At 75.3% G+C, this 17,292-nt stretch carries 16 protein-coding genes; 11 read left to right on the top strand and 5 right to left on the bottom strand.

Annotated elements, in window-relative coordinates; genetic code table 11:
- Positions 1-21 precede the first annotated feature (21 nt).
- The 3 genes from ACI79I_RS18875 to ACI79I_RS18865 are packed head-to-tail and all read right to left on the bottom strand — an operon-like array spanning position 22 to position 2,458.
- A complete protein-coding gene (locus ACI79I_RS18875) occupies positions 22-630 on the bottom strand; it encodes a Maf family protein (protein ID WP_456993846.1) in 609 nt (202 codons plus the stop codon).
- Positions 627-836 (bottom strand): acyl-CoA carboxylase subunit epsilon, encoded by a 210-nt coding sequence (locus ACI79I_RS18870; RefSeq protein WP_456993845.1) that lies wholly within the window; start codon positions 834-836, stop codon positions 627-629. The genes ACI79I_RS18875 and ACI79I_RS18870 overlap by 4 nt, the downstream gene beginning before the upstream one ends.
- Complete coding sequence (locus ACI79I_RS18865) at positions 833-2,458, bottom strand: acyl-CoA carboxylase subunit beta (protein WP_456993844.1); 1,626 nt, start codon at positions 2,456-2,458, stop codon at positions 833-835. The genes ACI79I_RS18870 and ACI79I_RS18865 overlap by 4 nt, the downstream gene beginning before the upstream one ends.
- A 108-nt stretch (positions 2,459-2,566) precedes the next feature.
- Here ACI79I_RS18865 and ACI79I_RS18860 point away from each other — a divergent pair, with 108 nt between their 5' ends.
- The 4 genes from ACI79I_RS18860 to ACI79I_RS18845 all read left to right on the top strand — a co-directional run bounded on the left by ACI79I_RS18860 (position 2,567) and on the right by ACI79I_RS18845 (position 8,308).
- On the top strand, positions 2,567-3,406 hold the full coding sequence (locus ACI79I_RS18860) for a biotin--[acetyl-CoA-carboxylase] ligase (RefSeq protein ID WP_456993843.1): 840 nt from the start codon (positions 2,567-2,569) through the stop codon (positions 3,404-3,406).
- 31 nt (positions 3,407-3,437) lie between these two features.
- Complete coding sequence (locus tag ACI79I_RS18855; protein ID WP_456993842.1) at positions 3,438-4,007, top strand: PH domain-containing protein; 570 nt, start codon at positions 3,438-3,440, stop codon at positions 4,005-4,007.
- Between the two features lie 177 nt (positions 4,008-4,184).
- Positions 4,185-5,336, top strand: a complete 1,152-nt coding sequence (locus tag ACI79I_RS18850; RefSeq protein ID WP_456993841.1) for an exonuclease SbcCD subunit D — start codon at positions 4,185-4,187, stop codon at positions 5,334-5,336.
- Positions 5,333-8,308 (top strand): AAA family ATPase, encoded by a 2,976-nt coding sequence (locus ACI79I_RS18845; RefSeq protein WP_456993840.1) that lies wholly within the window; start codon positions 5,333-5,335, stop codon positions 8,306-8,308. Before ACI79I_RS18850 ends, ACI79I_RS18845 begins: the two co-directional genes overlap by 4 nt.
- Before the next feature lie 67 nt (positions 8,309-8,375).
- On the opposite strand, the gene ACI79I_RS18840 is transcribed toward ACI79I_RS18845, so the two are convergent.
- Positions 8,376-8,837 (bottom strand): GtrA family protein, encoded by a 462-nt coding sequence (locus tag ACI79I_RS18840; protein WP_456993839.1) that lies wholly within the window; start codon positions 8,835-8,837, stop codon positions 8,376-8,378.
- Between the two features lie 218 nt (positions 8,838-9,055).
- On the opposite strand from ACI79I_RS18840, the gene ACI79I_RS18835 reads away from it, so the two are divergent.
- The 7 genes from ACI79I_RS18835 to ACI79I_RS18805 all read left to right on the top strand — a co-directional run bounded on the left by ACI79I_RS18835 (position 9,056) and on the right by ACI79I_RS18805 (position 16,293).
- A complete protein-coding gene (locus ACI79I_RS18835; protein WP_456993838.1) occupies positions 9,056-10,390 on the top strand; it encodes an acyltransferase family protein in 1,335 nt (444 codons plus the stop codon).
- Between the two features lie 61 nt (positions 10,391-10,451).
- Complete coding sequence (locus ACI79I_RS18830; RefSeq protein WP_456993837.1) at positions 10,452-11,222, top strand: SGNH/GDSL hydrolase family protein; 771 nt, start codon at positions 10,452-10,454, stop codon at positions 11,220-11,222.
- 57 nt (positions 11,223-11,279) lie between these two features.
- Positions 11,280-12,485 (top strand): 5-(carboxyamino)imidazole ribonucleotide synthase, encoded by a 1,206-nt coding sequence (locus tag ACI79I_RS18825; RefSeq protein ID WP_456993836.1) that lies wholly within the window; start codon positions 11,280-11,282, stop codon positions 12,483-12,485.
- Between the two features lie 9 nt (positions 12,486-12,494).
- Positions 12,495-13,010, top strand: a complete 516-nt coding sequence (gene purE / locus ACI79I_RS18820; protein ID WP_456993835.1) for a 5-(carboxyamino)imidazole ribonucleotide mutase — start codon at positions 12,495-12,497, stop codon at positions 13,008-13,010.
- Between the two features lie 28 nt (positions 13,011-13,038).
- The gene (locus ACI79I_RS18815) at positions 13,039-14,196 is read left to right on the top strand and encodes an acyl-CoA dehydrogenase family protein (RefSeq protein WP_456993834.1); all 1,158 of its coding nucleotides are present in this window, start codon (positions 13,039-13,041) and stop codon (positions 14,194-14,196) included.
- Between the two features lie 94 nt (positions 14,197-14,290).
- A complete protein-coding gene (locus ACI79I_RS18810; protein ID WP_456993833.1) occupies positions 14,291-15,880 on the top strand; it encodes a class I SAM-dependent methyltransferase in 1,590 nt (529 codons plus the stop codon).
- Positions 15,877-16,293: a DUF6752 domain-containing protein gene (locus ACI79I_RS18805; protein WP_456993832.1), complete on the top strand. Its 417-nt coding sequence runs from the start codon at positions 15,877-15,879 to the stop codon at positions 16,291-16,293. The genes ACI79I_RS18810 and ACI79I_RS18805 overlap by 4 nt, the downstream gene beginning before the upstream one ends.
- A 7-nt stretch (positions 16,294-16,300) precedes the next feature.
- Here the strand turns inward: ACI79I_RS18805 and ACI79I_RS18800 are convergent, their stop codons facing one another.
- A complete protein-coding gene (locus ACI79I_RS18800) occupies positions 16,301-17,122 on the bottom strand; it encodes a DUF1028 domain-containing protein (protein ID WP_456993831.1) in 822 nt (273 codons plus the stop codon).
- Positions 17,123-17,292 lie beyond the last annotated feature (170 nt).

Genomic DNA, 17,292 nt, shown 5'->3' with positions numbered 1-17,292 from the left:
CGGTGTGGGGGCGAGGCGGTGTCAGCGTCGCCAGAGGTCGGTGATCGCCAGCCCGCGCTTGGCCAGCTGGGTGCGCAGGGTCGCCAGGGACAGCCCGACCACGGCCGCGGGGTCGCCGTCCACCCGGCGCACGAAGGGGGCGCCGAGCCCGTCGAGGGTGAACGCGCCGGCCACGGCCAGCGGCTCCCCGGTCGCGAGGTAGGCCTCGATCTCCTGCGCGGTGGGGGTGGCGAAGTGCACCGTGGTGGACACGACGGCGACGTCCCGGCTCACCACCCGGCCGTCCCGGACGTCCCACAGCGCCTGGCCGGTGTGCAGCACGCCGCTCTTGCCGCTCATCCGCTGCCACCGGTCGCGGGCGTCCCGGGCGTCGGCCGGCTTGCCCAGCGCCTGCCCGCGGAACTCCAGCAGCGAGTCGGCACCGACGACGAGCGCGTCGGTCTCCTGCTCGGCGACCGCCCCGGCCTTGGCGGCGGCCAGGAGCGCGACCAGCTCACCCACCCGCGGGGCGGTCACCGACGACTCGTCGACGTCGCTGACGACGACCTCGGGGGTCAGGCCCGCCTGGCGCAGCAGGGTCAGCCGCGCCGGGGACGCCGACGCCAGCACCAGCCGACGGTCGGCACTCATGCGAACCTCCCTGAGGCGCGCCAGCCGCCGGGGCCGGGGCGCAGTGGTGTGCGGTGGGCGTCCCCGAACGCGGCCCAGGCCCCGACCGGGGTGGCCCGGCGGCGTGGTCGTCGCTGCGCCAGCGCGGCGACGACCACGGTGAGGGCGGCGAGCTCCTCGGGGGTGGGCTCGCCCCGGACGACCCGCAGCAGGGGCTGCTCGCTCACAGCGGGATGTTCCCGTGCTTCTTGGGCGGCAGCGTCTGGCGCTTGTTGGCCAGCAGCCGCAGGGCCTTGGTGACCTCGACGCGGGTCTCCGACGGGCGGATCACCTGGTCGACGTACCCGCGGTCGGCCGCGATGTACGGCGAGAGCAGGGCGTCCTCGTACTCGGTGATCAGCTCGGCGCGGCGGGCGTCGGGGTCCTCGGCCTCGGCGAGCTCGCGCCGGTAGAGGATGTTGACCGCGCCCTGGGCGCCCATGACCGCGATCTGGGCCGTCGGCCAGGCCAGGTTGAGGTCGGCGCCGAGGTGCTTGGAGCCCATGACGTCGTAGGCGCCGCCGTAGGCCTTGCGGGTGATGACGGTGATCTTCGGGACCGTCGCCTCGGCGTAGGCGTAGATCAGCTTCGCGCCGCGGCGGATGATCCCCTCCCACTCCTGCGAGGTGCCGGGGAGGAACCCGGGGACGTCGACGAAGGTCAGCACCGGGACGTTGAAGGCGTCACAGGTGCGCACGAACCGCGCCGCCTTCTCGCTGGCGTCGATGTCCAGCGTGCCGGCGAACTGGGTGGGCTGGTTGGCCACGACGCCGACCGGGCGGCCCTCGACCCGGCCGAAGCCGACCACGATGTTCGGGCCGAACAGCGGCTGCACCTCGAGGAACTCGCCGTCGTCGAGCACGTGCTCGATGACGGTGTGCATGTCGTAGGGCGTGTTCGCCGAGTCCGGGATGAAGGTGTCCAGCTCCCGGTCGGCGTCGGTGACCCCGGCGGGGGTCGTGTCGGCCGGCGCCACCTCCAGGACCGGCAGCGGGTCGAGGTTGTTGCTCGGCAGGTAGGACAGCAGCGCCTTGACGTAGTCCAGCGCGTCGGCCTCGTCCTCGGCCAGGTAGTGGGCCACGCCGGACTTGGTGTTGTGCGTGCGGGCGCCGCCGAGCTCCTCGAGCGTGACGTCCTCGCCGGTCACCGTCTTCACCACGTCGGGGCCGGTGATGAACATCTGGCTGGTCTTGTCGACCATCACCACGAAGTCGGTGAGCGCGGGGGAGTAGACGTGGCCGCCGGCCGCGGCGCCCATCACCAGGGAGATCTGCGGGATGACCCCGGAGGCGTGCACGTTGCGCCGGAAGATCTCCGCGTACAGGCCGAGGGACACCACGCCCTCCTGGATGCGCGCGCCGCCGCCCTCGTTGATGCCGATGACCGGGCAGCCGTTGCGCATCGCCAGGTCGAGGACCTTGACGATCTTCTCGCCGTAGACCTCGCCGAGGCTGCCCCCGAAGACGGTCACGTCCTGGGAGAACACACACACCGGCCGGCCGTCGACGGTGCCGTATCCGGTCACGACGCCGTCCCCGAACGGGCGCCGGGCGTCCATGCCGAAGTTGGAGGAGCGGTGGCGGGCGAACTCGTCGAGCTCGGTGAACGAACCCGGGTCCAGCAACGCCTCGATCCGCTCGCGGGCGGTCATCTTCCCCGCGGCGTGCTGCTTCTCGACCGCGCGCTCCGAGCCGGCGTGCGTGGCCTCCTGCACCCGCCGCTCGAAGTCCGCCAGCTTGCCGGCGGTCGTGTGGATGTCGACGTCGCCGGGCACGTGGTCCCCGGCGCTCTCCAGTTCAGCCGCGCTCACGGTCCTCCTCGATGGCGCTGGTCGGCGCCGGCCGGCCTCGTCCGCGGCGCCGCGGTGCTCCCCGGCGGGTGCTCGCCAGGCCGCTTCCGAGTTCCGTAGCGTAGGCGAGTGCCCGAGCCGTCGCCGTCCGCCTCCGCCGACCCCGCGCGAGCGCCGCTCGACGGTCCCGCCGTCGCCGCGGCCCTGTGTCCCGGCAGCCGGTTGTGGCGGTCGGTCGAGGTGGTCCCCGAGGTGGGCTCCACCAACGCCGCGCTGCTGGCGGCGGCCGCGGACGACGCGCCGGAGGGCACCGTGCTCGTCGCCGAGTACCAGGCCGCCGGGCGGGGGCGGTTGGACCGGACGTGGGCCTCACCGCCCCGCGCCGGGCTCACCGTCTCGGTCCTCCTGCGCCCCGACGTGCCCGCGGCTCGGCGGGGGTGGCTGCCCCTGCTCGTCGGCGTCGCGCTCGCCGAGGCGGTCGGCGAGGTGCCCGGCGTGCGGACCTCGTTGAAGTGGCCCAACGACCTGCTGTCCGCCGACGGCGGCAAGCTGGCCGGCATCCTCGCCGAGGTCGGGTCGGGGGCCGTCGTCGTCGGGGTGGGCCTGAACGTCTCCACCCGCGCCGAGGAGCTGCCGGAGGGCGGCACCTCGCTCGCGATGGCCGCCGGCCGGCCGGTCGACCGGGCCTCGGTGCTGCTGCAGTTCCTGCGCGCCGTCGAGCGGCGCTACCTGCCGTGGGTGGAGGCATTGGGCGACCCGGTGCGCAGCGGACTGGCCCGCGACTACCTGGCCTGGTGCTCCACCGTCGGCACGCCGGTCGTCGTGAGCCTCCCGGACGGCTCCACCCTCGAGGGCACCGCCGAGTCGGTGGACTGGGACGGCCGGCTCGTCGTCCGGACGGCGGAGGGGACCGTGGAGCTCGCCAGCGGTGACGTGCGACACGTCCGGACACAGGCCCGAGAGTTGTGACGGTCGCGCCGTCCTCGGTCATCCTGTCGCGGTGCCCTACCCGGACAAGCTCCTGGCCGAGGACGAGGAGGTCGTCCGCCACCTGCACCCGCACTGGCTGACGATCTCCCGGCCACTCGTCGTCTCCCTGCTCGTGGTCGGCGGTGCCTCCTTCGGTGCGGCCCTCGTCCCCGCCGGCCCGCAGCAGGGTGTCGTCCGGCTAGGAATCGCGGTCGTCGCGCTGGTGCTGCTGCTGGTGTTCGTGCTCGTGCCGGTCCTGCGGTGGCGGACCACCCACTACGTGATTACGACCCACCGCCTGCTCTTCCGCCAGGGGGTCCTCGCCCGCCAGGGCCGCGACATCGGGTTGTCCCGGATCACCGACGTCTCCTACCGGCAGACCCTCTGGGAGCGGATGATCAGCTCTGGCACGCTGACGATCGAGTCCGCCGGTGACGGCGGGGCCACCGTCCTCAGGCAGATCCCCGACAGCGACGGCGTCCAGCAGTTGCTCAACCACATGATCGAGGAGGACGCCGACCGGCGGGCCCGGGAGAGCGCGGGCTACGTCCACGGCTTCGACGACGGCCACGGCACCGGGTACGCCACCGCCGTGCTCTGAACCCCGGCCCGCCGGGGAGGGCGGTCAGCCGGTGAGCGTCCCCTCCTGGAACCACTGGGGAGCGGCGGGTCTCGACCGTCCTCACCCCCGGGGGTGAGGAGCCACGCCGCACTGTGACGGTTCCGTCACGGCGCGCCTGGGCGGTTCTGTCGGTACCCCGACCTACCTTCTGCGCCCATGCGGCTGCTGCACACCTCGGACTGGCACATCGGCCGCTCCCTCCACGGGGCCGACCTGCTGCGTGAGCAGGAGGCGGTGCTCGGCGGCCTGGCCGACGTGGTGGTCGCCGAGTCGGTCGACGTCGTGGTCGTCGCCGGTGACGTCTACGACCGCGCAGTGCCGTCGGCCGACGCCACGGCGGTGCTCGACCGGGTGGTCGGCCGGCTGCTGCGGGCCGGGGCGACGGTCGTCCTCACCCCGGGCAACCACGACTCCGCGCGTCGGCTGGGCACGTTCTCCGAGCTGCTGTCGACCGCGGGCCTGCACGTCCGCGCCTCCACCGCGCGCCTCGACGAGCCGGTCCTGCTCCGCGACGAGCACGGCGAGGTGGCCCTCTACGGGCTGCCCTACCTGGAGCCGGAGATCGCCCGCCACGAGCTCGGCGTGCCGGGCGCCCGCAGCCACGAGGCGGTGCTGACCGAGGCGATGGACCGCGTGCGCGCCGACCTGTTCCTGCGGCCCGGCGCGCGGTCGGTGGTGCTCGCGCACGCCTTCGTCGGCGGCGGCGTGCCCAGCGACAGCGAGCGCGACATCTGCGTCGGCGGGGTCGACCTGGTGCCCGCCGCCGTCTTCGACGGGGTCGACTACGTGGCCCTGGGCCACCTGCACCGGCCGCAGACCCTCACCCCGCGGCTGCGCTACAGCGGGTCCCCGGTGGCGTACTCCTTCGGGGAGGCCGGCCAGGACAAGCAGGCCTGGTTGGTCGACCTCGACGCCGGCGGGCTGGCCGGGGTGCGGGCGCTGCCCCTGCCCACGCCCCGCCCGCTGACCGTGCTGACCGGCACCCTCGACGAGCTGCTCGAGGACCCCGCCCATGACGGCGTCGAGGAGCACTTCGTCTCGGCCCGGCTGACGGATGACGTGCGCCCGGCCGACCCGATGCGCCGGCTGCAGACCCGCTTCCCGCGCTGCGTCCACCTGGAGTGGGTCGGGGGGGCCTCCGGCGCCGACGGGCGCAGCTACCAGGAGCGGCTGCGGGGGCGCAGCGACATCGACGTGGCCGGGGAGTTCGTCACCCACGTCCGCGGCGGGGTGGGGGCGAGCGCCGCCGAGCGGGAGCTGCTGGGCCGGGCGCTGGGCGCGGCCGCCCGCGAGGAGCTGGCCCGGTGAGGCTGCACTCCCTGTCCCTGTCCGCGTTCGGGCCGTTCGCCGGCACCGAGACCCTCGACGTCGACGCCGTCGCCCGCGATGGGCTCTTCCTCCTGTGGGGCCCCACCGGCGCGGGCAAGACGACGCTGCTCGACGCCGTCGTCTTCGCGCTCTACGGCACGGTGCCGGGTGCCCGCGGCGAGGAGAAGCGGCTGCGCAGCGACCACGCCGACGCCGGTACCCGCACCGAGGTCTCCCTCGAGCTGACCCTCGCCGGAGAGCGGCTGCTGGTGGTCCGCCGGCCCGAGCAGACCCGGCCGAAGAAGCGTGGCTCCGGCGAGACCACCGAGCAGGCCAAGCTCCTCGTCCAGCGGTGGGACGGCGGCTGCTGGGAACCGGTCAGCACCCGGATCGACGAGGGGTCGGAGTACCTGCGGGTGCGGCTGGGCCTGTCCGCCGAGCAGTTCTGCCAGGTCGTCCTCCTGCCGCAGGGCGACTTCGCCCGTTTCCTGCGCGCCGAGCCGGAGGACCGGGCCCGGCTGCTGCGCACGCTGTTCGACGTCGGCCGGTTCGCCCGTGCCGAGGAGTGGCTGGCCGGGGAGCGGCGCGCCGCCGAGGAGGCGTTGCGGGCCGACCGGCACCGGATCAGCACGCTGCTGCACCGGGTCGCGCAGATCGCCGACGTCGAGGTGCCCGAGGAGCTGGCTCCCGAGCTGGTCGGCGCGCACCCCGGGACGTCGGTCGGCACCTGGGTCGCCGGCGTGCGCTCGCGGGCCGCCGCGGAGCTGGCCCGCGCCGCCGCCGCCGCCGAGGAGACCGCCGAGCGCAGCGCCCGGCTGGACGCCGAGCTGGCCGCGGCGCGCGCCCTGGCCGACCGGCACACCCGCCGGGACCGCGCCCGCGAGGAGCTGGCCCGGCTTGCCGCGCAGGAGGAGCGGCTGGCCCCGCTGCGCGCCCGCGCCGACGCCGGACGGCGGGCCGAGGCGTTGCGCGACGCCCTGGACGACGCCCGGCGCACCGCGCGGGCCGCCGAGGCCGCGACCGCGGCCCTGGACGCCGCCCGCACCGCCTGGGCCGAGGTGGCCGGGCGGGTCGACCCGGCCCGCCGCTCCGCGGACGGCCGGCTCGCCCGCGAGCTGCGTGACGCCGCGGCGGCGGCCCGCGCCCTGACGCCCGAGGCCGACCGGGCGGTGCAGCTCGGGCGTGAGGTCGCCCGGCTCGGTCAGGAGGTCGCGACCCTGGCCGACCGCTGCGAGCAGGGCAGTCGCGCGGCGCAGGACTGGCCCGGCCGGGTGGCCGAGGCCCAGCGCCGGCTGGACGAGGCACTCGCCGCGGCCGCCCGGCTGCCGGGGCTCGCCGCCGCCGAGGAGTCCGCCCGCGCGGCGCTGGACGCCGCCCGCCGCGCGGAGCGGGGAGCCGCCGGGCTGGCTGCGGCCCGGGCGGCCGCCGAGGAGGCGCGGCTGGTGTGGCTGCGGGCCCGTGAGGAGCTGGTGGAGCTGCGCGCCGCCCGGCTCGACGGGATGGCCGCCGAGCTCGCCGCCGGGCTGCTCCCCGGCGCGGACTGCCCGGTCTGCGGGGCGACCGAGCACCCCCGGCCGGCTGCGCACGCGGGTCCGGTGGTCTCCGCCGACGACGAGGAGCGCGCACGCGCCGCGGCCGACGCCGCCGAGGACCAGGCGACCGCCACCCGCCGCCGTGCGGAGGAGCTGGAGCGGGAGCTCGCGGTCCTCCGCGCACGGGCCGGTGAGCTGCCGCTCGACGAGCTGGCCGCACGGGCGGAGCAGGCCGGCGCCGAGCGCGTGCAGGTCGCCGGTCTCGCCGGCGCCGTCGACGGCGCCCGGCGGGAGCTCGCCCGGCGGGAGGCCGCCCGGGACGCCGCCGCCTCGGCCCTGGCCGCTGACCGTGAGGAGCTCCAGCGGCGCACCGCCGAGCGCGCGACCCGGGAGGAGGCCCTCGTCGAGCTGACCGCGCGGCTGGACGCCGCCCGCGGTGCCGACGCCGACCTGCCGTCCCGGGTCCGCCGCCTCACCACGGCCGCCGAGCGGTGCGAGGCCGTCGTCGAGGCCGAGGCCGAGCAGCTGCGCGCCCGGGCCTCCGCCGACACCGCTCGCGTCACGGCCGGCGAGCGCGCGGCCGCCGCGGGCTTCGACGGCCTGGCCTCCGCCGGCGCTGCGCTCCTGGAGCCCGGCGAGCTGGCGGCCCTCGAGCGGGGTATCCGCGAGCACGACGACGCCCGGTCGGTGGTGGCCGCGACCCTCGCCGACCCCGAGCTCACCGACCTGCCCGCCCGGCCCGACGTCGCCGCGCTGCAGGACCGGTGCGCCGAGCTCACCGCGCGGCGGGAGGAGGCGGTCACCGCCCTCGACCAGGCCCGCCGCTGTGCCGCTGCGCTCGACGGGCTGGCCGGTGAGGTGACCGCGGCCGAGGTGGAGCTGGCCGAGCGCCGCGACCGGGCCGGCCAGGTCGCGGGGCTGGCCGACCTGGTCAACGGCCGCGGCGCCAACACGCTGCGGATGCGCCTGCAGTCCTTCGTCCTCGCCGCGCGGCTCGAGCAGGTCGCGGAGGTGGCCAGCAGGCGGCTGCAGGAGATGTCGGGGAGCCGCTACACGTTCCTGCACAGCGACGCGCAGGCCCGGCACGGTGCCCGTGGCGGGCTGGGCCTGGACGTCTTCGACGAGTACACCGGCACCCGCCGTCCGACCAAGACCCTCTCCGGCGGCGAGAGCTTCATGGCCTCGCTGGCGCTGGCACTGGGCCTGGCCGACGTCGTCACCTCCGAGGCCGGGGGCGTGCAGATGGACACCCTGTTCGTCGACGAGGGCTTCGGCACGCTCGACGCCCAGGCGCTCGACGCGGTGATGAACGTGCTCGACGAGCTGCGCCGCGGCGGGCGGACGGTCGGCGTGATCAGCCACCTCGAGGAGCTGCGCACCCGCATCCCGACCCGGCTGGAGGTCGTGGCCGGGCGGCACGGCTCACGGCTGGCCGGCTGAGCGGTCGTTCGCCCGCACGGCGGCGGGCGGGCGGCCCGGGACGGTCAGGTCCGGCGGGGTGGGGGAGTCACCGCTCCGCGTCGGGGGTGGGGGTCGGGAACACCCAGAAGCGGTAGGACACGAAGCGCACGACGGTCCCGACGGCGATGGAGGTCAGGTTCGCCGCCTGCAGCGACCAGGCGTCGGTCAGCCCGAGCGCGTAGCGGGCGAAGGCGATGATCCCCAGGCCCAGCAGCAGTGTCAGGCCGTTCACCACGGTGAACAGGACGCCCTCCCGCCGCAGGCCGGTGCGCTCGCTGTCGGCGAAGGACCAGTAGCGGTGCCCGACGAAGGCCGCCGCCATGGACACCACGGTGGAGCCGGCCTTCGAGCTGACGGCGCCGAGCCCCAGGTGCGCGTACAGCACCTGGAAGAGGACGACGTCGATGACGAAGCAGACCGCGCCGACCACACCGAAGGCGCCGACCTGACGGACCAGCGACCACACGGCTGACCCGGCCCGTCGCGGGCGGACGGACTGGCTGGTCACCCGGCGATGCTAACCGGGGCCGGGGGATGGCGCGGGCGGCGGAGAAGCGCTCCTACCCCTCCGGCAGGCGCCGTGGAGGGCTGGCTTCGTCAGGAGTTGCCGATGGACGGGCGTGAGTCTGTCGTGTCGTCGACTCAACATGCCCGACCGGCCAACTAACTTCTGTGACGGGCCATGAGCGCAGGGTCACTGCCGTCAGCCTGCACAGAGGAGTTGTGGTGTCTGCACGTCCACCGGGAGTCGTCGGCGCGAAGGTCGGCGCAACCTCGTCCCCCGAGATCCGCCCGCTGACGGGCCTGCGAGCCGTCGCGGCGGTCTGGGTCGTCGTCTACCACTTCCACTTCACGCCCGGGCTGGACTACTCCGGCTACTGGGAGCCGCTGCGCCCGGTGCTCCGGGCGGGGGCGACCGGCGTCGACCTCTTCTTCGTGCTGAGCGGCTTCGTGATCACCCTGACCTACCTGGAGCGGGTCGGCCGCAAGCCCTCGCCGCGACGGGTGGCCGCCTTCCTGTGGGCGCGGGTGTGCCGGATCTGGCCCGTGTACGCGCTGGTGACCACGCTCTACGGCGGCTGGTTGCTCTACAAGGCCACGCAGGTCTCCGACGGGTACCTCGCCTACCAGGCCGCGCAGCCGGTCCTCGACCTGCCGCAGTACCTGCTGCAGCTGTCGATGGTCCAGCTGTGGTGGCACCCCGAGTCCAGCGGCGAGTCGTGGATGGGCTCGGCCTGGTCGATCAGCGCCGAGTGGCTGGCGTACGTGGCCTTCCCGCTCCTCGCCGTCCTGCTCTGGCGCATCCGCAACGCCCCGCTGGTCCTGCTGGGCGCGACCGCGGTCCTGGCGATGGTCCCGCTCAGCCACATGACCTACGTGCACGGCGGGCCGGTGCTCCCGTGGTCCTGGCTGCTGCGCATCGGCGCGGCGTTCCTGGCCGGTGCGCTGACCTGCCTCGTCGTCCGGCGGATCCGCCAGACACCGCGGGTGCAGCGCGCGGCCGCCACGTGGGCCGGGGCCGCGGTGGGCGCGATCGCGGTCGGCCTGTGGTGGGGCGACTGGCGCGGGATCGACAACGACCACTCGGCGTTCGGCGGGATCGTCGTGGTGTTCTTCCCGCTGCTGGTCGGGGCGCTCGCCCTGTCCACCTCGGGCGTCAGCGCCTTCCTCTCCAAGGAGTGGGTGGTGCACGGCGGGCGCATCTCCTTCGCCCTCTACCTGGTGCACATCCCGGTGTTCGAGGTCTCCTGGACGCTCATGGGGTGGTGGCCGAAGATCGCGGTGGGCACCTCGCTCTGGGCCCTGCTGCTCGTCCCGGTCCTGCTGTCGACCCTCGTGCTGGCGCACGTCTGCTACCGGTACGTCGAGGAGCCGGCCCGCCGGTGGCTGCGGCGGTTCACGCCCGGCCGGTCCCGCGCAGTCGCCGCGCGGCGCCCCCAGGACGCGGACGCCCTGGCTCCCGAGCCGCGGGTCGTGGCCGGCGTGGCCGTCCTCCAGTCGTCCTCGGGGGGCTCCGCGCGTGCCGTGCCCGCCCCGCGCCGGGACTCGCTGAGCGCCTGAGACCTGACCCGCCGGAGTGAGCGGGGTCCGCACGTCCAGGTCCATGCCCCAGACTCGTCGCGTGTTCGATCGCTCCGCCCCGCGACGGGGGCACGCGAGGACGACCCTGGCCGTCCTGGCGCTCGTGCTGGCGCAGCTGCTCGGCGGGTGCGCGCTGTGGGGAGACGGGGACGAACGGGTGCTCTCCGCCCCGCAGCCGGGCTCGCAGGTCCCGGCCGGTCCCTCCGCGACGACGCCGTCCGTCGCGGGGACCGGGATGGCCGCCCCCGGGCCGGAGGTGCCGGCGCCGAGCACCTTCGCGGTGGTGGGTGACTCGATCACCGCCGGCGGTGCCGTCATCTCCGACCGCCACGTGGAGGGGGAGGCCTCGTGGGTCCCCGCCGCGGCGGAGTCCTCCGGGCTGACCTTCGTGGGCGGCTGGGCGGTGCCCGGGGCGACCACGGGGGACATGCTGCGGGCGCAGGTGCCCGCGGACGCCGACGTCGTGGTGGTCATGGCCGGCACGAACGACGTCCTCCAGGACCGCCCCTGGGACGAGTCCGCCGACAACCTGACGCGCCTGGCGGCCGCCGCCACCGCCGCCGGGGTCGACACGGTCGTCGTCTCCGCGATCGCCCCCAACGACGTGGACACGCCGGGGCGGCAGGCGTACAACGCGGCGCTGGCGTCGCTGGCCACCCAGCGGGGCTGGGTGCTCGTCGACCCCTGGGGCGAGATCGACGACGACGGCCGGTTCGCCCCGGGCACGACGACCGACGGCACCCACCTGCCGCCCGAGGTGGCGGCGTCCGTCGGCACCCGCCTGGGCGAGCAGCTCGCCGAGCTGGGCTGACGACGGGGCGGACGCCCGGTCCGGGAGGCGGCGCCGGCCCCTCTAGGCTGGGCTCCCGTGGCCTCTCCTGTCGACGCACGCACCGGGCTGCCCGTCGTGGCGATGGTCGGCGGGGGGCAGCTGGCCCGGATGACCCACCAGGCCGCGATCGCCCTCGGCCAGTCGCTGCGGGTGCTCTCGACCGGCCCCGACGAGTCCGCGGCCCTCGTCGCTGCCGACGTCCGGCTGGGCGACCACCGCGACCTCGACGCCCTGCTGGCCGTCGCCGAGGGCGCCACGGTCGTCACCTTCGACCACGAGCACGTGCCGACCGAGCTCCTGCACGCCCTGCAGGCCGCCGGGCACCGCGTCGCGCCCGGCCCCGAGGCGCTGGTCCACGCCCAGGACAAGCTGGTCCTGCGGCGGGCGCTGGCCGAGGCGGGGGAGCCGCAGCCGGCCTGGGCCGAGGTCACCTCCGTCGACGAGGTCGCCGCCTTCGCCGGGCGGCACGGCTGGCCGGTGGTGCTCAAGACCCCGCGCGGGGGCTACGACGGCAAGGGTGTGTTCGTCGTGGACGACGCCGCCGCGGCCGCCGAGCTGGTCGAGCGGCACGGCACCCTCCTGGCCGAGGAGCGGGTGCCGCTGGTGCGCGAGCTGGCGGCCGTCGTCGCGCGGTCGCCGTTCGGGCAGGTCGCCGTCTGGCCGGTCGTCGAGACCGTGCAGCGCGACGGCGTCTGCCACGAGGTGCTCGCCCCCGCCCCGGGCCTGGACGACGAGACCGCGACCGCCGCCCAGGAGCTGGCGGTGCGCGTCGCCGACCGGGTCGGCGTCGTCGGCGTGCTCGCCGTGGAGCTGTTCCAGACCGCGGACGCCGTCCTGGTCAACGAGCTGGCGATGCGGCCGCACAACTCCGGCCACTGGACGATCGAGGGCTCGCGCACCAGCCAGTTCGAGCAGCACCTGCGCGCGGTCCTCGACTACCCGCTGGGTGCCACGGCGATGACCGCGCCGGTGGTGGTCATGGCCAACCTGCTGGGCGGCGCGGCCGCCGCCGAGGGCTGGTCCGGCCCGGGGCTCGACGAGCGGGTGCACCACCTGATGGCGCACTGGCCGGACGTGAAGCTGCACTGGTACGGCAAGGGCCAGCGCCCCGGCCGCAAGCTCGGCCACGTCACCGCGCTGGGCTCCGACCTCGCCGAGGTGCGCGCCCGCGCGGTCGCCGCCGCCCGCTACCTGGCCGACGGCGAGATCGACCCGGCGTTCGCGTTCGAGACCGAGCACTGAGGAGCCTGCGTGGAGACCGAACCCGGCACCCCGCTCGTCGGCATCGTCATGGGCAGCGACTCCGACTGGCCGATGCTGGAGCCCGCCGCCACGGCGCTGGCCGAGTTCGGCGTCCCGTACGAGGTGCACGTGGTCTCCGCGCACCGCACGCCGCGGCGGATGCTGGAGTACGCCGAGTCCGCCGCAGGCCGCGGGCTGCGCGTGGTCATCGCCGGTGCCGGGGGAGCGGCCCACCTGCCGGGGATGGTCGCCGCGGCCACGCCGCTGCCGGTGATCGGCGTCCCCCGTCCGCTGGAGCTGCTCGACGGGCTGGACAGCCTGCTGTCGATCGTGCAGATGCCGGCCGGCGTACCGGTGGCGACGGTGGGCATCGGCGGCGGGCGCAACGCCGGGCTGCTCGCCGTCCGGATCCTGGCCGCGGCCGACCCCGAACTGCAGGCCGCCGTCTGCGGGTTCCAGGCCGACCTCGCCGACGCGGTGGTCGCCCGCGACGCGGCGTTGCAGGAGCGGTTCCGCTCCACCTGAGGCGGGGGGTGCGTCCTACCATCTACCCGTGGGTAACAACGCCGGCGGGCTGTACGCGCTGACCGAGGAGCACGACGCGATCCGGGCCGCGGTCCGTGAGATCGCCGAGCGGGAGATCGCCCCGTTCGCCGCCGAGGTGGACGCGCAGTCCCGCTATCCGCTCGAGGCCCAGAAGGCGCTGACCGCGGCCGGGTTCCACGCCACCCACATCCCCGAGGAGTACGGCGGGGAGGGTGCCGACCCGATCGCCACCTGCATCGTGATCGAGGAGGTCGCCCGCGTCGACGCGTCGGCCTCGCTGATCCCGGCGGTGAACAAGCTGGGCTCGATGCCGATCATCCTGTCGGCGTCGGAGGAGCTCAAGCAGGCGGTGCTGCCGAGCATCGCCTCCGGCGAGGCGATGATCAGCTACGGGCTCTCCGAGCGGGAGGCCGGCTCGGACGCCGCGGCGATGCGGACCCGGGCCCGGCTCGAGGGCGACAGCTGGGTGCTCAACGGCACCAAGGCGTGGATCACCAACTCCGGGATCTCCTCCTGGTACACGGTCATGGCCGTCACCGACCCGGACAAGGGCGCCAACGGGATCTCCGCGTTCGTCGTCCACGCGGACGACCCGGGCTTCGCCGTCGGCCCCAAGGAACGGAAGATGGGCATCAAGGGCTCGCCGACCTGCGAGCTGTACTTCACCGACTGCACCATCCCGGCCGATCGCATCATCGGCGAGCCCGGCACCGGCTTCAAGACCGCGCTCCGGACGCTGGACTTCACCCGGCCGACCATCGGCGCGCAGGCCGTCGGCATCGCGCAGGGCGCGCTCGACGCCGCCGTGCAGTACACCCGGGAGCGCAAGCAGTTCGGCAAGAACATCGCCGAGTTCCAGGGCGTGCAGTTCATGCTCGCCGACATGGCCATGCAGATCGAGGCCGCCCGGCACCTGGTCTACGTGGCCGCGGCCCGCGGGGAGACCGGCGGCCCCGACCTCGGCCGGCTGTGCGCCTCGGCCAAGGCGTTCGCCTCCGACGTCGCGATGAAGGTGACGACCGACGCCGTCCAGCTGTTCGGCGGGGCCGGGTACACGCAGGACTTCCCGGTCGAGCGGATGATGCGCGACGCCAAGATCACCCAGATCTACGAGGGCACCAACCAGATCCAGCGGATGGTGATCGCCCGCTCGCTGCTGCGCTGACCTGCCCCACGGGTCCGGGACCGGCCTGGGTAGCCTCGGTGCCTCAGCGACGCCTCCGGCCACGGGGCCGGGCGACCCACGGGGGATCATGTCTGTGATCCGCGGCCTCTGGCCCTCGGCCGACGGCCTGGCCCTGGAACTGTCCGGGACCGTGGCAGACGTCGTCGTGGACGTCGAGATCGACGGTCGCAGGGTGTGGTCGTTCCGGACCGTCGAGGCCCCGGTCCCGCCGTCGCTGCTCCCCCCGGGGGTGCCCGCCGAGAAGCTGACGTACCAGCCGTGGCCGGTGAGCCTGCGGGCGCGGCTGGCCGGTCGGTTCCGCGTGCGGGTCCGCGCCTCGGGTGAGGACGACGGCCCGGAGGTCCAGGTGAGCCTCGACGGTGGCTTCGCGTCACCGCGACTGGTCGACCGCTACGGCGCCCCGCTGGTGGTCAACAAGTGGGGACGGCTGGGTCACGCACTGGGGGACGCCCCGCCGGGCATGGTCGATCGGATGCTCGACACCATGGACGGCGTCCGGGCGGTGCTGGAGCGTCACCTCGGTCCCACCGTCTACGTGACAGGGGGGACGCTGCTCGGTCCCGTGCGTGAGGCCGGCCGGCTGCTGCCCCACGACGACGACGCCGACCTGGGCTACCTGAGCCGACACACGGCTCCGGTGGACGTCGACCTCGAGGGGTTCGAGGTCGGCCGGCTGCTGACCGAGGCGGGCTACGAGGTCGTCCGGCTGTCCGGCGGTCACCTGCAGATCCACGTCCGTCACGCCGGTGCCCCCGACCACTACGTCGACGTCTTCCCGGGCTTCCTGCTCGACGGGTACTGGCACCAGCCCTTCGCCCTCCGCGTCCCTGCCCGGTACGAGGAGCTCCTGCCCACCACGGACCTCGAGGTCGCCGGGCGGGTCGAGCCGGCGCCGGCTCAGCCGGAGCTGGCCCTCGAGCGGCTCTACGGCAGCGGCTGGAGGGTGCCCGACCCGGCGTACACCTTCGTCGTCCCGCTCGAGATCGGGGACCGTTTCTGGGGCTGGTTCGCCGACTTCAACGTCGACCGGGAGCCGTGGGAGGACGAGGTCCTGCTCCGCCCGGAGGAGCTCGACCCACCGGCCCGGATGAGCGCCACCGCCCGCTGGGTGCACCGGGAGGCCCCCGTCGGCTCGGCGGTGCTCGAGCTGGGCTGTGGCCTGGGCGCCGACGCCGTCGGGCTGGCCGCCCTCGGCCGGACGGTGCACGCGGTGGACTACTCCCGGGAGGCCGTCCGGGTGGCACGGGCGCGGGCGGAGCAGGGGACGCCGGTCACCTTCGAGGTGCTCAACCTCTACGACCTGCGCGCCGTCCTCCGGCTCGGGGTCCGGCTCGCGGCCCGCCCCGAGCCGTGGACGGTCTTCGGACGACACCTGCTCAACGCGCTGGAACCGCTGGCCCGCGACAACCTGTTCCGGCTCTGCGGCATGCTGGTGCGCCGAGGGACCGCGGCGCACCTGGACCTGCTGCTCGACCCGGACGAGCACCTGCCGCTCGTCCCGCACCGACGACTGACGCCGGACCAGGTCGCCGACGAGGCCGCCCGGCACGGCCTGGTGCTCGACGAGGCCGTCCCCGCCCTGGAGCCGGCCACCTGGCTGGGCGCCCCCGAGGAGCGCCTGGTGGAGACCAGCCGCCTGACCCTGCGACGGAGGACACCGTGAACCGATCGAGTGGCGGTGCCGGCCGGCACCTCAACGGCCCGGTCTGGGCGGTGCGGCGGGCGCTGGCCCCCGAGGCGCTCGAGTTCGGCGGCGAGGTCCGTGGCCTGCTGGAGCGGGCGAGCGCCCTCGAGAGCGAGGTCGAGGCGCTGCGCGCGCGGGTCGGGGAGCTGGAGGACCGTCAGCGGGAGAGCGCCGACCTCCGCGACCGTCTGACCGCAGTGGAGGAGCGACTCGGGAAGGTCGACGAGCTCGCGGCGCTGGTGGGCACCCTGCGCGAGGGACTGCTCGAGGAGCGACGGCTGCACCTGAGGGTCGCCGAGTTGGCCGACGTCGTCACCGAGCTCGTCCTGCCGCTGCACGACCGCGAGATCGACCCTGCGGCGCTGGCCCGGCTGCGGCCCGACACCCTCTGACCGCCGCTCACTCCAGCAGCCGGGAGACCCCCGACAGGCGGGCGTCGCCGGCCATCGTGGTCAGCCAGGCCGACCAGCCCGGCCGGGCCCGCATCGCCTCGAGCGCGGCGCGGGCACCGTGCCGGTCCCCGCGCCGCGAGGCGGCCAGCGCGGCGTAGAGGTCGCGGGCGCCCTCCGGGGCGAACAGCGCCAGGTGCTCGTAGTCGCGCTCGTCGTAGGCGCGCTGCAGGTTCCGCAGCATCCGCAGCTGGGCCACCGGGTCGCCGGAGTCGTCGACCCGGAGGTCCATCCGCACCCCGTCGTCCTCGTCGGTGGCCGGGGTCCCGCTGACGACGAGCAGCGCGGCGGACTGCCGGCCGCGCAGGTCGCCGCCGGCGTCCTGGCCGGCGGTCAGCGCGGCGAGCAGGCGGTCGGCCAGGTCGCCACGGGCGGCGGCGAACGCCTGGGCCATCGCCGGCAGCACCTCCGTCGAGGCGAGCATGTTGCCCTGCACGCTCGACTGGGAGCCCAGCAGGTGGCCGCTGACCGGGAACGAGCCGCGCCCGGTGTCGGCGGCCACCGCACCGGACGCGTCCAGGACGGCGATCTGCCGGTCGACGTCCTCGGCCGCGTGCGCCGCCGCCCGGACCAGCTGCGCCGGGTCGGCGCCCTCCTCCAGCCCGGCCAGCAGCGCCGGCCCGAGACCGCGCCGGCTGCGCGCCTGCACGGCCACGACCCCGACGCCCGGCCGGGCGCTGGGCACCGCCCGCCCGACGGCGAGGATGCACGACGAGACGGCGATGCCCAGCTCACCGGTGTCCGGATCACGGGCGACGATCGAGAAGGTCACGGGTCCTCGCTGGGACGGTGGCGTTGGGTGGACCCGGACCTGGCTCAGACGGTGGCGGGCAGTGTCATCTCGGGGACGTGGTCGGGGATGGTCAGGGGCGCGCCGGTGGCCTGGGCGACCTCGTCGGGGGTCAGGCCGGGAGCGGTCTCGACGAGGGTGAACCCGGCCGG

Source organism: Geodermatophilus sp. SYSU D01105 (assembly GCF_054050095.1).
The sequence above is the reverse complement of the archived record's forward strand: the minus strand, read 5'-3'. Positions and strand labels throughout refer to the sequence as shown.